Origin of the sequence: Streptococcus azizii, from assembly GCF_001984715.1 — a bacterium.
GTDB classification, from domain to species: domain Bacteria; phylum Bacillota; class Bacilli; order Lactobacillales; family Streptococcaceae; genus Streptococcus; species Streptococcus azizii.
Genome location: NZ_MSPR01000004.1, coordinates 20,968 through 34,567, shown reverse-complemented (window position 1 = coordinate 34,567; position 13,600 = coordinate 20,968). Strand labels below are relative to the sequence as shown.

Below are 13,600 nucleotides of genomic sequence, written 5' to 3'. Positions count from 1 at the left end.
GTATCCTAGCTACTATATAGTCGTATCAACCCTAGAATGGTCCGTTGATACGACTTTTTTTACGATGTATCCAAAATCTGGAAATAGTCCTCACCAAACAGCAAAAAACTAATACTGAAAGACTATGATAGAAGAGGCTAACCTAACGCTGAATATCAAAGTTCAATTTTCCAGCCTTTACGCCAATTTTCAGGGTGTCTCCTGCCTGCAATTCTCCACGCAGTAACATCTCAGCTAGTGGATCTTCCACTTTCGTTTGAATCAAACGGCGGAGCGGTCGTGCTCCCATCTCTCGATCATAGCCTTCTTGCGCCAACAATTTCAGGGCTGACGGTTGTATCTTAAATTGAATCCCCTTTTCAGCCATAACCGCTTGAAGTGGACGAATCATCACTTTCACGACTTCCTGCATATCTTGGTCGGTCAGACTATGGAAAACAATTTTCTCATCGATACGGTTAATAAATTCTGGTCGATAGGCTCTTTTCAATTCTTCAAAAATTCGTTTTTCAACATGTTCGTGACTGTGCGACAAATCGAGCGCCCCAAATCCAACAGTCTTATCATCCCGTAAGGCTGTCGCCCCAAGGTTTGAAGTCATGATGATGAGGGTATTGGAAAAATCAACTTTCCGTCCCTTACTATCTGTTAAGACACCATCATCCAAGACCTGTAAGAGAAGGTTAAAGGTATCCGGATGCGCTTTTTCCACCTCATCAAAGAGCAAAACGGCATACGGTTTGTTCCGAACTTTTTCTGTCAGTTCTCCCCCTTCTTCATAGCCGACATAGCCTGGAGGGGCACCATTTAAACGACTGGCCGCAAATTTTTCCATATATTCGCTCATATCAAAACGAATGAGGGCTGACTCATCATCAAATAAGACCTCTGCCAAGGCCTTGGCTAATTCTGTCTTTCCGACCCCAGTAGGCCCTAAAAACATGAAGGAGCCAATCGGACGATTGCCCGTCCGAATCCCTGATTGGTTGCGACGAATGGCACGGCTAACTGCCGAAATCGCTGCTTCTTGCCCTATCACTCGTTGATGCAAGGCAGCTTCTAAATTCAGATATTTCTTGACGGCTGTCTGGCTCAACTTAGCCACCGGAATACCTGACAGACGACTGAGCGTTAGTAACACATCCTCTTCTGTCACTTGCGCGTCACTTAGGATTTCCTTATCTTCTGCCTCTATTTCCTTTAACAACAACTGGCTGACTGTCTTATGCTTTCCAGCCATGAGTGCCTTATCTGCCACAGATAGTTCAGACTGCTTCCCACTTGCTTTTTGCTGATTTTGTACCGTTGCGCTCGCCTCATCCAACAAATCGATCGCTGAATCTGGTAAATTTTTACTGGTCAAATAGCGCTTAGCAAAGGTTACGGCAGTAATGACTGCTTCATCTGTAATATGGATTTTATGGTGGCGCTCGTAAGCCTTCTTTAGCCCTTGCAAAATAGCAATGCTGTCTGCCACACTTGGCTCTTCCACCGTTACCTTGGCAAAACGACGAGAAAGAGCCGCATCTTTTTCAATATGCTTTTGATACTCATCTTGGGTCGTTGCTCCAACTGTCCGCAAACTTCCACGTGCCAGAGCTGGCTTCAGGATATTAGCCGCATCCAAGGTAGAATCAATCCCACTACCTGACCCCATAATAGTATGGAGTTCATCAATAAAAAGGATTACTTGTCCGTCGTCTTCAATATCATTAATGATATTGTTCATCCGCTCTTCAAAATCCCCACGAAAACGGGTTCCGGCAACGACATTCATCAAGTCCAACTCCAAGACCCGCATCTTAGCAAGACTAGCCGGCACCTCACCGTCTACTACCCGCTGAGCCAAGCCCAGAGCAAGAGCAGTTTTACCGACCCCTGCCTCTCCAACCAAGACAGGATTATTCTTGGTTTTTCGAGAAAGAACTTGAATCATACGAGAAATCTCAGCTTCGCGACCAATGACTGGTTCAATCTGTCCTGCACGTGCTAGAGCTGTCAGGTCCCTTGTATAGTCTTCTAAACCACCTGTTTGCGGTGCTGGAGGCATCCCCATCATATTAGCCATGGTAGGTCGACTAGTTCTACCACCTTTCATGGTGCTTCGAATAGCCTTCAAATCTTCCTTGGTAAATCCAGCCTTTGCTTCTAAATTTTTCCGCAAATCAATAAAACGAATCTTGGTATCTGAATCCTCAAAATGAAAACCAACCTTATCCAAGATCTGTGAGGCAACTGAACGCTTGTCTAAGAGCATGGCCATGAAAAGATGTTCCGTCCCAACCTGTTTCGCTTTCACGACTTCGGCAATCCGATGCGCAAAACGCGCTACTGTATCGAGCCGCTTCGAGCTCTCTAGCAGGGTAAAGTCTTCTAATTCTTCACAATAGGTACGCTCTGTCACCAGATAGGTCGCCTGCTCATATTCCGCAACATCAAGTGGATAATCTGCCAAAACAGCACCCGCAATGGTATCTGGATTGATAACAAAAGCCAGCAATAGATGCCATGTCTCTAAATAATTGCACCTATAGCGTTGCCCGATTAACTGCGCATCCTCATAGGCACGCTGTAAGCCATTTGAAAATTTCATCCTAGTCCTCTTTCCTATCCAATCGTCGTAAAACCTGTCGCATCATCCGCACACGAATCGCACTCGCATCACTTCCTAACACCTCATCACTACCAGCCGAAAGTAGCAAATTACCTTCTCGTTCCGTCATCAACTGCTCATCAAATAACAGTTGCAAAATGTCTGCAAATACTGCACTAGACAATTCTGTCCCCATATTGTGCAACAAATCACGGATCAACTCATGCTTGTCTGAAAAAGTAATCCGACCAATTCGGATGTAACCTCCACCTCCACGTTTACTTTCTACAATATAACCACGGCTAGCTGTAAATCGTGTCTTCAGCACATAGTTAATCTGACTCGGTACCACCTCAAAGCGGCTGGCCAATTCACTTCTGCGCAATTCCGCCACACTCACCTGCTCTAAGATGGCCTTGATATGTTCTTCAATATAATCAGATGTATTTTTCATCGTCATAGAATCCACCTCTTTCTCTGACTATCTTTGACTATTATATCGTAAAACCATGACTTTGAAAAGCAAAAGACATACTATCAATGGCTCCCAACTGCAATAAAAAGGAGCCGCTCCCTATCAAAAGTCAAACGCTACCCTTGTTTCCTGATGTCATTAGACTCTAGTCCTATGGGCTATTAAGGGACATAGAGCTTGCAAGAGCAAGTGACTATCCTAGCGTCCAGCAAGACGGCACTTCATCGAGTTTGCAGAGAGTTTTAAAGAGTCGTATAGGACATTGACAGATACAATCACTTGCTTTTCTTATCAGCTTTTCCTATAATAGGGGAACAGAAAGGAGTTGCTATGATTACCCATTCATTTCAAGAACTCGTCCAAGATTTTATTCCCGTTTCAGTAGAAGAGGCTGAACGTCTGCTTTCCCAAAAAGAGCGGGCCATTCTCTTTCTAGGACGCGAAACCTGCCCGTATTGCCAGCGGTTTGTCCCAAAACTCCACAGTGTGGCACAGTCTACTGGGGCAAGTGTGTATTTTATTGATAGCAGCAATCCAGACCCACGATTACAGGACCTGCGTACTCGCTATCAGGTGGCTACCGTTCCAGCCCTCCTCTATGCAAAGCCAACAGGGGTTCAGGTACGCTGTGACAGCTCTATGACAGAAGACGAAATCCGTCAATTTTTAGAAGGCTAGCATGGAAGAAGTAGGAGTAATCTTTGCTGACAAACAGGCTACTGTTTACAGCAAGCATTTGTGTATTGGGAGTATTGATTTATGGGAAAATCCATATCACAATCAGCATACCTACCTACAGTTTAACTTGACTTCATACGATGAAAGGCTAGCAATCCCCCTTTTTCAAGCAATTCAACAACATATCAAGCGCCCCTTACAAGTGATGCTCTCTTCGGCAGACCATCGCCTCATCGCATTTTTAAAAGCAGGTGGCTTCCAGTGCAAGCGAAAATGCTATGAAATGGCCGTCAGCATGCAGGACTATCTTGGGATACATGAGCAGGCCTTATTTCAAATCGTAGAACAACCTCATGCTACCTATCATCATTGTTGCCAACGGATATTGGATTACTATCAAGAAACACATCGGGCAATCAGTCCATTTACAGGGAGTGAGGAAGATTTTTTTGAAAGGCTCCCCTCAACAGTTTACTATCAGGACCTACCAGATGACATCCAAAGTCTAGCCTTTATCAACAATCATGAGATAGCCTATCTGTGGAGTAAAAAACAAGAACACCTCCCTTTCTTCCTCCAACAAATAATTCCCCACCTCTTTAAGCAATATGATACCATCACATTTGAAGCAGATGACGTAGACCCCTGCGCCATGATGCTCAAATCACTTTTTACAAGCCGCACAGATGAACATTGGGATACCTATATCTTATCCTAATACTCAATCCATTCACATAAAAAGAGAGGATTTCTAGTCCTCTCTTTTACTTTTCTTTACTTATTTACCAAGAGCAGCAGCCATTGTTGCAGCGACTTCTGATTCAAAATCATTGGCTGCTTTTTCGATTCCCTCACCTACTTCAAAACGAGCGAATGCTACTACACTAGCATTTACTGAGTCGAGGTAAGCCTCAACTGTCTTACTATCATCCATGATGTATACTTGCGCTAGAAGGGTATAGGCTTGGTCAACTTTTGTGTTGTCAAGCATGAAACGATCCATTTTTCCAGGAAGGATTTTATCCCAGATTTTTTCTGGCTTACCTTCAGCTGCCAATTCTGCCTTGATGTCCTCTTCTGCTTGTGCAATGACAGCATCAGATAATTGAGCTTTTGAGCCATATTTCAAGAATGGAAGAGCTGGCTTACCAACCATTGCACGGCTTTCATTGTCTTGCTCAATCTTGTGGTTCAACTGCGCCAATTCATCCTTCACAAATTGCTCATCCAATTCCTTGTAGGAGAGAACTGTTGGCTTCATCGCAGCAATGTGCATTGATACTTGTTTTGCAAGTGCTTCATCGCCACCTTCAACAACAGAGATGACACCGATACGGCCACCATTGTGTTGGTAGGCACCAAATGCTTGTCCATCTGTTTTTTCAATCAAGGCAAAGCGACGGAATGAGATTTTTTCCCCGATAGTTGCAGTTGCGTTTACATAAGCAGCTTCAAGAGTTTCACCTGAAGGCATTGTAAGTGCAAGCGCTTCTTCATTATTAGCTGGTTTCCCTTCTGCAATGACCTTTGCTGTCTCGTTCACCAACTCAACAAATTGAGCATTTTTAGCAACGAAATCTGTCTCAGCATTGACTTCAACAACTGCTGCTACATTTCCATCCACGTAAACGCCTGTCAAGCCTTCTGCCGCCACACGGTCCGCTTTCTTAGCTGCTTTTGCCATCCCTTTTTCACGAAGCAATTCAATCGCTTTTTCGATGTCTCCATCTACTTCAACAAGGGCTTTTTTAGCGTCCATGACACCAGCACCCGATTTTTCACGCAATTCTTTTACAAGTTTTGCTGTAATTTCTGCCATTTTTATTCTCCTTTAAATTAAGATACGAGGACGTTTAATGCACACAGGAAAAATAGGAAATACGACGCAGAAGCAAAGGACGTTTGCTAAGGCAAACTCCTATTCCCCGCCTTCAAAGGTATGCCATACCTTTGAAGCTAGGAGTATTGATCTTTTTCACACAGTGCTTAGTCCGAGTTCAGTTACATAAGATACGAGAGCGTTTGATACGAGTAATACTCGTTTTATTTCCAACCTTCAACAATCTATTCCTAGACTGGTTGACACGAGTTCCACTCGTTTTATTTCCAACCTTCAACAGTCTATTCCTAGACTGTTGAAGCAACTCCTAGACAATCGAAGCGGGTTGTCTTGCAAGCAATGAGATTGGTCTTTTTTTCAGTGAGTTGTAGCTCGAGTTCAATTATAAGATACAAAGCCCGTAAAAAACTCAAAGCGAAAATAGGAAATCTGACGAAGAGTTGTTAGACTCTAGGAAGATTTGTCTTTTTCGCACAGAGTTTCGGGCGAATTCAATTAAAATACCACGACCGTAAACCACAAGGTTTTACTTTTTTCAAAAAAGAGGGAGGGCTGAGCCCCGCCCCTTAGGATGTTGTCTGAATGATTAGTTATTGTCACCTTCTACAACTTCAACGATTTCTTCAATAGAAGTCGCTTCTGTTTCAGTAGCTGCCAATTCAGCTTCTACTGATTCAACGCTATCTTCACCTTGACGACCTTCGATAATTGCATCAGCCATTTTCGCAGTGATCAATTTAACAGCGCGAATTGCATCATCGTTTGCTGGAATGATCACATCAATATCGTCTGGATCAGTATTGGTGTCCACCATCGCAACTACTGGGATTCCCAATTTTTTCGCTTCTTTCACGGCGATTTGCTCTTTGTGTGGATCAACAACATACATCACGTCTGGAATACGTGGCATATCTGCGATACCGCCTAAGAACTTTTCAAGACGAGCACGTTGTTTGTTCAACAATGCGACTTCCTTCTTAGGAAGAACCTCAAATGTTCCTTCTTCTTCCATACGGTTAATTTCTTTCAAACGAGCAATACGTTTTTGGATGGTTCCCCAGTTGGTAAGCGTTCCACCCAACCAACGGTGGTTGATGAAGTATTGACCTGCGCGGATAGCTTCGTCTTTCACTGCTTCTGCTGCTTGTTTCTTTGTACCAACAAACAAAATCACTGCATCGTTTGCTGCTGCATCGCGGATAAAATCGTATGCCTGATCAGCCAATTTTACAGTTTGCTGAAGGTCAATCACATGGATACCGTTACGTTCTGTAAAGATGTATTTTGCCATCTTAGGGTTCCAGCGACGAGTTTGGTGACCAAAGTGAACACCAGCCTCAAGAAGTTGTTTCATTGAAATTACTGCCATGAGTAATATCTCCTTTTTGTTTTTTCTCCTCTCTCAAACGTAAACTTGCAGTCCAACCTTCCGGCAACAGGTCCACAATGGATTTGAGATGAGTATTTGTTGCATACCGCAACCACTCTATCTTATCAAATTTCTAAGCATTTGGCAAGGGATTTATTATGCTTTGAATCTAAAAGTGGCTAAAAGAACGTACCAAAGAGAATCCAAAACACAGCTCCCGCATATTTCCCACTTGACCAATCGACTTTTTTTCGGTAGAATGTTATTTGTTATGGCGGTATAGCCAAGTGGTAAGGCACGGCTCTGCAAAAGCTTGATCGTCGGTTCAAATCCGTCTACCGCCTTGCAGTACCTGATGTATCAGGAATATTCCGAACGAAAAGCCCGTAAAATCGGGCTTTTTTGGTTTTATTGTTCACATAAATATTATTGTGTTATAGGTCACGGCACACCTATATCCTGTAAATTTTTAGGAATAGGATTGGACTTGCCCTCCTATGTGTTCCTTCTCGCCTTTCCTAGCTCCTGCATGGTCCGCTGCACCTCATAGTAATCCATCATGAGATGGTAGACAGCATCCTGAGATAGGACCCCTCTCGCCAGATTCTGGGGGAACTGTCCTTCCTCATCCATTCTATAGTGGCGCATCCATTCGTCACTCTCATAATATGCAAACAGAGTCATCAGCGACGGTAACAACTGTTCAAACTCTTCTAACGACTCTTCCAAGGCCATGAAAACAGTCTCCGCCCGATTTAAAATCTCTTCCATTTTTTGGATTTTTTTGACATCATTCATATCATTAGTATAACAAAAACACTAGCCATGTGACTAGTGTTCTAAGGAGATTATGAAAAATATTTAGGATTGACTCTAGTATACCCTTTCTTGGGTCAAATGAAATCAGTCTGTAGACCGATATTTTTAGAACCTGTATTCACCAGCAAAGTGCTTTTATATAAGGGTTCTCACCCTTACAACAGATAAGCAAGAACAGCAATAAGCCATAGATGAAGGGGATAAAAAAGATAGAAAAAGTATTTAGCCCCCGCCGTCTGTAAACCGCGCTCACCATTGTATAGATACATAAACGGCAAAACTGTAATAAAGAGCCAATCGGAATTATACAGTAGCATACCAAGGGTCTCCTGCCAGCTTGGGTAAGCCTGAAAACTCATCACGAATAAGGCTATACTCAGAGCAAGATAGGAAATATTGCGTAGGCCTTCTTTTTCATAAAAAATATAGGTCAAGACCATGAATGGAATCATAGGGATTCCTCCTTCTGTTAACAAAGAAGCAAGAATCCCGACAAGAACGGTCACAACAATCCGCACCCCCTTATGGGGAATAAGCTGCTGACCATCTCCCCAGGCTAGTTGTAGTACCAATACACCCCCTGCCAAAGTCATGAAAATATTATTACTAATAGATACTTCTTTACTTGCTAACAATACATTGAATAGACTGTTTCCAAGCAACATCAGCACTGAGAAGCCAAACAAGCGTCTCAGATAATGCCATCGACTATGCGTATAACGAAATCCCTCAACTGCCATAAAGGCAAACCAGACCCCTACACAACGGGTTAAGGCATGAAAAATACCTACCATCATCGGGCTTATGAAGCCCGGAATAACATGAATATGGTCTAACACCATTAGCAGAGCCATCCCCAGCTTCAGTTGAAAAGCATTGAACTGTTTCATTACTACCTCCATCATTTACTATCCTTATTCTAGCACCTCTATACCAGAGATTCCCTTACACTTTTGTAAGGCAAGTTTAAAAAGTTTCTTGTCAGAAACAAACGAAACAGGACCGATTGGATGTTGGTCAACTGATACTCCATAAAAATCAAAAGTAGACTAGGTTATGCAGATGTCAATAGAACTGAGGTCCAGCAATCCAAGCCCACTCTTCAAACCAGCTCAAACATCACCTTGCCGTACACTAGATAGTCATTGTTCCCGCACCTTCTCTTTCCCACCTTCTACTAGCTTTCTGTCCGCTCTTTGATTTTTATTGCATAGCAACAACGTCTGGGCTACTGTTCAAATGATTTATCGACATAAAAAGAGAGGACAAATCCTCTCTTTTTAGCCCAGACTACAATTCTGCAATCTGGCTTAGGTTAACCTCAGCAATCGTATCATTTCCAAACATGGAGATGACCATTTTTACCTTATTGTTATCAATTTCAGTAATTTTACCAGTATAGTCTGTAAACGCACCGTCGATAATACGAACAGTATCTCCAACCTTGACATCAATGTCAAATTCTTGAACAGTTTGCCCCATCGACACTAAGATTTGGCGAATCTCTTCTTCCAAAAGCGGGGTTGGTTTTGAACGATTCCCGTGCGAGCCAACAAAGCCTGTAACGTTTGGAGTATTCCGCACAACAAACCAAGCCTCGTCTGTCATGACCATTTCGACCAACACATATCCTGGGAAGCGGTTTTCCTCTACTTCTTTGACCTCACCATTCTTCTCTACTTGGACTGTCTGAGTCGGAATTTCTACACGAAGGATATTTTCCAACATATTGTAGGTATGGGCACGTTGCAGTAGGTTTTCTTTCACTTTGTTCTCATAGCCTGAGTAAGTTTGAAGTACAAACCAACCTTTATCAAAACTATCTAGCATAGCCTTCTTCCTTTCATAATAAAAAAGCCCGAAGGCTTTCCCTTTTCTTCATTATAGCACGGCGATTTTCGTCTTGCAAGTATTTTCTAGAAAAGATTGATGAGACTGATGAGCCCTTTAGACAACATCAAGTCAAAGAGATAAATAATCGCAACGAAAAAGATTGTGTATTGAATAACAGATACAAAATCTCTCCAGCTTTGCTTCTTGGTTGGCCAAGTCGTCTTTTTTAAAATCTGTACCGTATCGCTTAAAAATTTCACAACAAACTCCTATCTGGTCTCTTTGTGGACTGTATATCGTCCACAGTGTTTACAATATTTATTTACTTCCAATCGTGTCGGCTTGGGATTCCCTGAGAGTTTAATTGAATAATTTCGCAATCCACAAACTGCACACGCTAGGCTTGCCTTTTTAAGTGCCATAAAGCCCTCCATCTTCACTATTTTATCATGTTTACTAGAATTTAGCAACTACTCAAACCAACTCTTGAATCGATCCCAGAGGGTTTTAGCACGTTCTGGGAGTTTGGCATCAATAATCTCCTGTTTGGTTTGATCAATCAAGTTTTGAGCCCGTTCCTTAATATCCTTCATTTGGTCTTGATAATCCCTCGTCCCCTGTGTCGGTGCTGACTGAGCAGGAACTTCAATACCATTTTGCACATAGGCATTTTCTACGGAAAACTCCGTCCCAGCCGTATTGGGGAGGATGGCTGCCGCTACTGTTTGAAAGACATTCGGTGCCATCCAGGAATTTGTACCATCAATATAATGCTGCTCATCGGTTCTTTCAAATCCAACCCACTGGCTGATGACCAAATCCGGGGTGTAGCCGATAATCCACTGGTCATTGGTCAGATCAGGATTGAAACTTGTCTCTGTCGTCCCTGTTTTTCCAGCCAAGGTATAACCATAGACATCTGCATTAGTCCCCGTTCCGTTCGTAAAGGTCCCTAACATCATAGAGGTCATCTTATCAGCCACCGACTTGTCCATCACGCGCTTACTTTCTTCCTGACGTTTGACGAGTACCTTTCCACTTGCCGTCTCAATTCGCGTGATTAAATGCCCGTCTTTCATCACTCCATCATTGGCAAAGGCAGCGTAGGCTTGCGCCATTTCAAGAGGATTGGTCGATACACCACTTCCGATAGCCACTCCCAAGACCTGCTCTACCTGGTCCATATTGAGACCAAATTTCTTACCATATTCAAAGGCCTTGCCAATCCCAAGAGTATTGACAATCGAAACTGCCGGTAGGTTGTAGGACATGGCTAGGGCTTGATACATGGGAACTGTGTCGGAAGTTGAATAGTCAAAGTTGTGGAGTGTATAGGTCCCGTAAGTCTCGGTATGATTGTCCAAGTCCTGATTGATAGACCAGCCTGCTACAATAGCAGGTGTGTAGGCTACTAGAGGCTTGATAGCAGAACCTGGGCTACGCTTAGACTGAGTGGCAAAATTAAAGCTACGGAAGGTTGCATCTTCCGAACTATTGATACGTCCAACAAGGGCACGAACCCCTCCTGTTTTAGGATCTAGAGCAACGCTTGCAGACTGGGCATAGGAACCATCGTAGGCCGAGTTTGGGAAGAGCGATTCATCATTGTAAATCAACTGCATACTAGCTTGCGAATTTTGATCCAACTCCGTATAAATACGGTAGCCATTATTGATAATGTCGCTTTCCTTTAAACCATAGCGATCGATAGCTTCAGCCATCACCGCATCAAAATAGGATGGATAACTATAGTTACTCTGCCTACCTCCATAAGTATCGTTTAATTGACTAGCCAAATCAATCTGGGCATCCGCATCGGCTGTTGCCTGGTCAAGATAACCTGCATCCACCATCGCTTGAAGAACTGTATTTCTCCGATTGGTCGCGTATTCAATCGAGTAGTAAGGATTGTAAATCTCAGGACCTTTAAGCATTCCTGCAATCACTGCTGCCTGTTCAACTGTCAGCTGGCTAGCAGATGTCCCAAAGTATTTCTGACTGGCATCTTCTACTCCCCAAACACCATTTCCAAAATAAGCATTATTGAGATACATAGTCAAAATCTCTTCCTTGCTGTATTTTTTATTGATTTCAAGGGCTAGAAAATATTCTCTGGCCTTCCGACTAATGGTCTGTTCCTGCGTCAAAAAGGCATTTTTTGCCAGCTGCTGGGTAATCGTTGAACCTCCTCCTGAACGACCCAAGGTCAGAACAGCCAGAATGGTTCGCTTATAGTTGATGCCAGAATTTTTATAAAAAGTGCGATCCTCTGTCGCAATAACAGCCTGTTGCAAGTTGGGGCTAATCGCTTCTAGCTCAACATAGGTTCCTTTTTGCCCAGAAAGGGCTCCCGCCTCATTTCCATCCTTATCATAAATGACAGTCGTTGCTTTTAGTGCAGCCTGTAAATCACCGACATTAGCTGTTTTGGCTAGGAAAAAGAGATAGCCCCCTACCGTTAAGACAATCACTCCCATGAAAATCAACACAATCTTCGTCAGCTGGTATCTTTTCCAGAAACGGCGAATAGGCTCGGGAATGCGGGATTTCTTCTTGGGCTTTCGTTCATTTTCTGTAGCCTTCCGTCGGCTGCGGCGTCTCTGATGGCGGTCTTCAAGCCATTCCTGATCTTCTCTCAAATCATATTCGTCCATGGTACTTTCTCTTTCTATTGATGTGCTACCATTATACTACATTTTGCTGCATTCAGGCCATAAAAGCCTATCAGCGAGGCTCCCCAAGGAATCATCCGCCAAGAATGATAATACTGACCCTAAACAATCAGAAGCTCCGAGCAAGGAAAGCGAGTCCTTCATTTCATGCCTTGACCAAGTATCCTTTTGATGTTGAAAGAGTATAGGCATTACTCGTCTACAGATGTGGCACCTTGCTCATGTTATGCGACACTGCCTTTTCTACCCACCTGCTGTCAATGACCTATTTTCATAATTTTTTCATTTCAGCGATAGCGCCTAAATTATGGTAGAATAGAACTATTCTGATTGAAAAGAGGCATTTGAATGACTGAACTGTATGATATTACTATTATTGGGGGCGGTCCTGTAGGGTTATTCACCGCTTTTTATGCGCATTTGCGTCAGGCTAAAGTGAAGATAATTGACTCCCTTCCTCAGTTAGGTGGTCAGCCTGCCATTTTATATCCTGAAAAGACTATTTTGGATATTCCAGCCTTTCCTCATTTAACAGGCCAAGAGTTGACCGATAATCTCCTTGCCCAACTCGAACCTTTTACAACGACTATTTGCCTCAATGAGACGGTGATAGGAATTTCTCAGGACAAGCACTTTACCATTACAACATCAAAGGGAGAGCATACTTCAAGGGCCATTATCATCGCTATGGGAGGCGGCGCTTTTAAACCTCGTCCGCTTGAAATTGCTCAAGCAGATGAATTTGACAACATTCATTATCATGTGGCTAATATCCAGCAGTATGCAGATCAACACGTCGTCATCTTGGGAGGGGGAGATTCTGCGGTGGACTGGTCACTCGCCTTTGATGGACTAGCTAAAAGCACTCAGATTGTACATCGTAGGGACAGCTTCCGTGCCATGGAGCATAGCGTTGAAGCCCTAAAGGCCTCACAAGTCACCATACACACACCCTACATTCCCAAAGCCCTTCAAGAAGAAAATGGACGAGCGACAGCCATTGAATTGGCAAAGGTCAAAAGCGACGAAGAACTAACGATTCCCTTTGACCAGCTCTTTGTCAACTATGGGTTCAAGTCTTCCGTTGGCTCCTTAAAAGAATGGGGGATCAATATCCAACGTAATCGTATCCTCGTCAATAGCAAGCAAGAAACGTCTATTGCTGGCATCTATGCAGTAGGTGACTGCTGTTTCTACGAAGGAAAGGTAGACTTGATTGCGACAGGTCTAGGAGAAGCACCAACCGCCGTCAACAATGCCATGCATTTCATCAATCCAAGTGAAAGGGTGCAACCAAGGCACTCATCTAGTTTATAAACCT

General features: G+C 43.3%; 13 protein-coding genes and 1 tRNA gene. 4 read left to right on the top strand and 10 right to left on the bottom strand.

Annotated elements, in window-relative coordinates; translation table 11 throughout:
- Positions 1 to 142: 142 nt before the first annotated feature.
- Positions 143 to 2,593: an ATP-dependent Clp protease ATP-binding subunit gene (locus BVE84_RS03220; protein ID WP_076995654.1), complete on the bottom strand. Its 2,451-nt coding sequence runs from the start codon at positions 2,591 to 2,593 to the stop codon at positions 143 to 145.
- A 1-nt stretch (position 2,594) separates the two neighbouring features.
- Complete coding sequence (locus tag BVE84_RS03215) at positions 2,595 to 3,053, bottom strand: CtsR family transcriptional regulator (protein ID WP_076995653.1); 459 nt, start codon at positions 3,051 to 3,053, stop codon at positions 2,595 to 2,597.
- 345 nt (positions 3,054 to 3,398) lie between these two features.
- Here BVE84_RS03215 and BVE84_RS03210 point away from each other — a divergent pair, with 345 nt between their 5' ends.
- Positions 3,399 to 3,746: a DUF6568 family protein gene (locus tag BVE84_RS03210; protein ID WP_076995652.1), complete on the top strand. Its 348-nt coding sequence runs from the start codon at positions 3,399 to 3,401 to the stop codon at positions 3,744 to 3,746.
- 1 nt (position 3,747) lies between these two features.
- Positions 3,748 to 4,464: a hypothetical protein gene (locus tag BVE84_RS03205; protein ID WP_083708204.1), complete on the top strand. Its 717-nt coding sequence runs from the start codon at positions 3,748 to 3,750 to the stop codon at positions 4,462 to 4,464.
- Between the two features lie 60 nt (positions 4,465 to 4,524).
- On the opposite strand, the gene tsf is transcribed toward BVE84_RS03205, so the two are convergent.
- Positions 4,525 to 5,565: a translation elongation factor Ts gene (gene tsf / locus BVE84_RS03200; RefSeq protein WP_076995651.1), complete on the bottom strand. Its 1,041-nt coding sequence runs from the start codon at positions 5,563 to 5,565 to the stop codon at positions 4,525 to 4,527.
- A gap of 607 nt (positions 5,566 to 6,172) precedes the next feature.
- Positions 6,173 to 6,955, bottom strand: coding sequence for a 30S ribosomal protein S2 (gene rpsB / locus BVE84_RS03195; RefSeq protein ID WP_076995650.1), 783 nt, complete (start codon positions 6,953 to 6,955; stop codon positions 6,173 to 6,175).
- Positions 6,956 to 7,228: 273 nt separating this feature from the next.
- On the opposite strand from rpsB, the gene BVE84_RS03190 reads away from it, so the two are divergent.
- Positions 7,229 to 7,299, top strand: a tRNA-Cys gene (locus BVE84_RS03190).
- Positions 7,300 to 7,450: 151 nt separating this feature from the next.
- Here BVE84_RS03190 and BVE84_RS03185 read toward each other — a convergent pair.
- From BVE84_RS03185 to pbp2a, 6 genes are all read right to left on the bottom strand, one after another.
- Positions 7,451 to 7,726, bottom strand: coding sequence for a DUF4298 domain-containing protein (locus BVE84_RS03185; RefSeq protein WP_158071997.1), 276 nt, complete (start codon positions 7,724 to 7,726; stop codon positions 7,451 to 7,453).
- 203 nt (positions 7,727 to 7,929) lie between these two features.
- A complete protein-coding gene (locus BVE84_RS03180) occupies positions 7,930 to 8,664 on the bottom strand; it encodes a TraX family protein (protein WP_076995648.1) in 735 nt (244 codons plus the stop codon).
- A gap of 400 nt (positions 8,665 to 9,064) precedes the next feature.
- Entirely contained in the window at positions 9,065 to 9,604 is a 540-nt protein-coding gene (nusG, locus tag BVE84_RS03175; protein WP_075104967.1) for a transcription termination/antitermination protein NusG, read from the bottom strand.
- Positions 9,605 to 9,690: 86 nt separating this feature from the next.
- Positions 9,691 to 9,867 carry a preprotein translocase subunit SecE gene (secE, locus tag BVE84_RS03170; RefSeq protein WP_076995647.1) on the bottom strand — a complete coding sequence of 59 codons (177 nt, stop codon included), beginning with the start codon at positions 9,865 to 9,867 and terminating at the stop codon, positions 9,691 to 9,693.
- Positions 9,868 to 9,876: 9 nt separating this feature from the next.
- Positions 9,877 to 10,029, bottom strand: a complete 153-nt coding sequence (gene rpmG, locus BVE84_RS03165) for a 50S ribosomal protein L33 (RefSeq protein WP_076995646.1) — start codon at positions 10,027 to 10,029, stop codon at positions 9,877 to 9,879.
- A 48-nt stretch (positions 10,030 to 10,077) separates the two neighbouring features.
- Entirely contained in the window at positions 10,078 to 12,261 is a 2,184-nt protein-coding gene (gene pbp2a, locus BVE84_RS03160) for a penicillin-binding protein PBP2A (RefSeq protein ID WP_076995645.1), read from the bottom strand.
- A gap of 366 nt (positions 12,262 to 12,627) precedes the next feature.
- On the opposite strand from pbp2a, the gene BVE84_RS03155 reads away from it, so the two are divergent.
- Positions 12,628 to 13,596, top strand: a complete 969-nt coding sequence (locus BVE84_RS03155; RefSeq protein WP_076995644.1) for an NAD(P)/FAD-dependent oxidoreductase — start codon at positions 12,628 to 12,630, stop codon at positions 13,594 to 13,596.
- The last annotated feature ends 4 nt before the right edge of the window (positions 13,597 to 13,600 follow it).

Coding starts and splice junctions, on each gene's coding strand:
- pbp2a (WP_076995645.1), bottom strand. CDS start 12,261: ATGGACGAATATGATTTGAGAGAAGATCAGGAATGGCTTGAAGACCGC.
- BVE84_RS03205 (WP_083708204.1), top strand. CDS start 3,748: ATGGAAGAAGTAGGAGTAATCTTTGCTGACAAACAGGCTACTGTTTAC.
- BVE84_RS03185 (WP_158071997.1), bottom strand. CDS start 7,726: ATGGAAGAGATTTTAAATCGGGCGGAGACTGTTTTCATGGCCTTGGAA.
- rpmG (WP_076995646.1), bottom strand. CDS start 10,029: ATGGCACTTAAAAAGGCAAGCCTAGCGTGTGCAGTTTGTGGATTGCGA.
- BVE84_RS03155 (WP_076995644.1), top strand. CDS start 12,628: ATGACTGAACTGTATGATATTACTATTATTGGGGGCGGTCCTGTAGGG.
- nusG (WP_075104967.1), bottom strand. CDS start 9,604: ATGCTAGATAGTTTTGATAAAGGTTGGTTTGTACTTCAAACTTACTCA.
- tsf (WP_076995651.1), bottom strand. CDS start 5,565: ATGGCAGAAATTACAGCAAAACTTGTAAAAGAATTGCGTGAAAAATCG.
- BVE84_RS03220 (WP_076995654.1), bottom strand. CDS start 2,593: ATGAAATTTTCAAATGGCTTACAGCGTGCCTATGAGGATGCGCAGTTA.
- BVE84_RS03215 (WP_076995653.1), bottom strand. CDS start 3,053: ATGACGATGAAAAATACATCTGATTATATTGAAGAACATATCAAGGCC.
- BVE84_RS03210 (WP_076995652.1), top strand. CDS start 3,399: ATGATTACCCATTCATTTCAAGAACTCGTCCAAGATTTTATTCCCGTT.
- rpsB (WP_076995650.1), bottom strand. CDS start 6,955: ATGGCAGTAATTTCAATGAAACAACTTCTTGAGGCTGGTGTTCACTTT.
- BVE84_RS03180 (WP_076995648.1), bottom strand. CDS start 8,664: ATGAAACAGTTCAATGCTTTTCAACTGAAGCTGGGGATGGCTCTGCTA.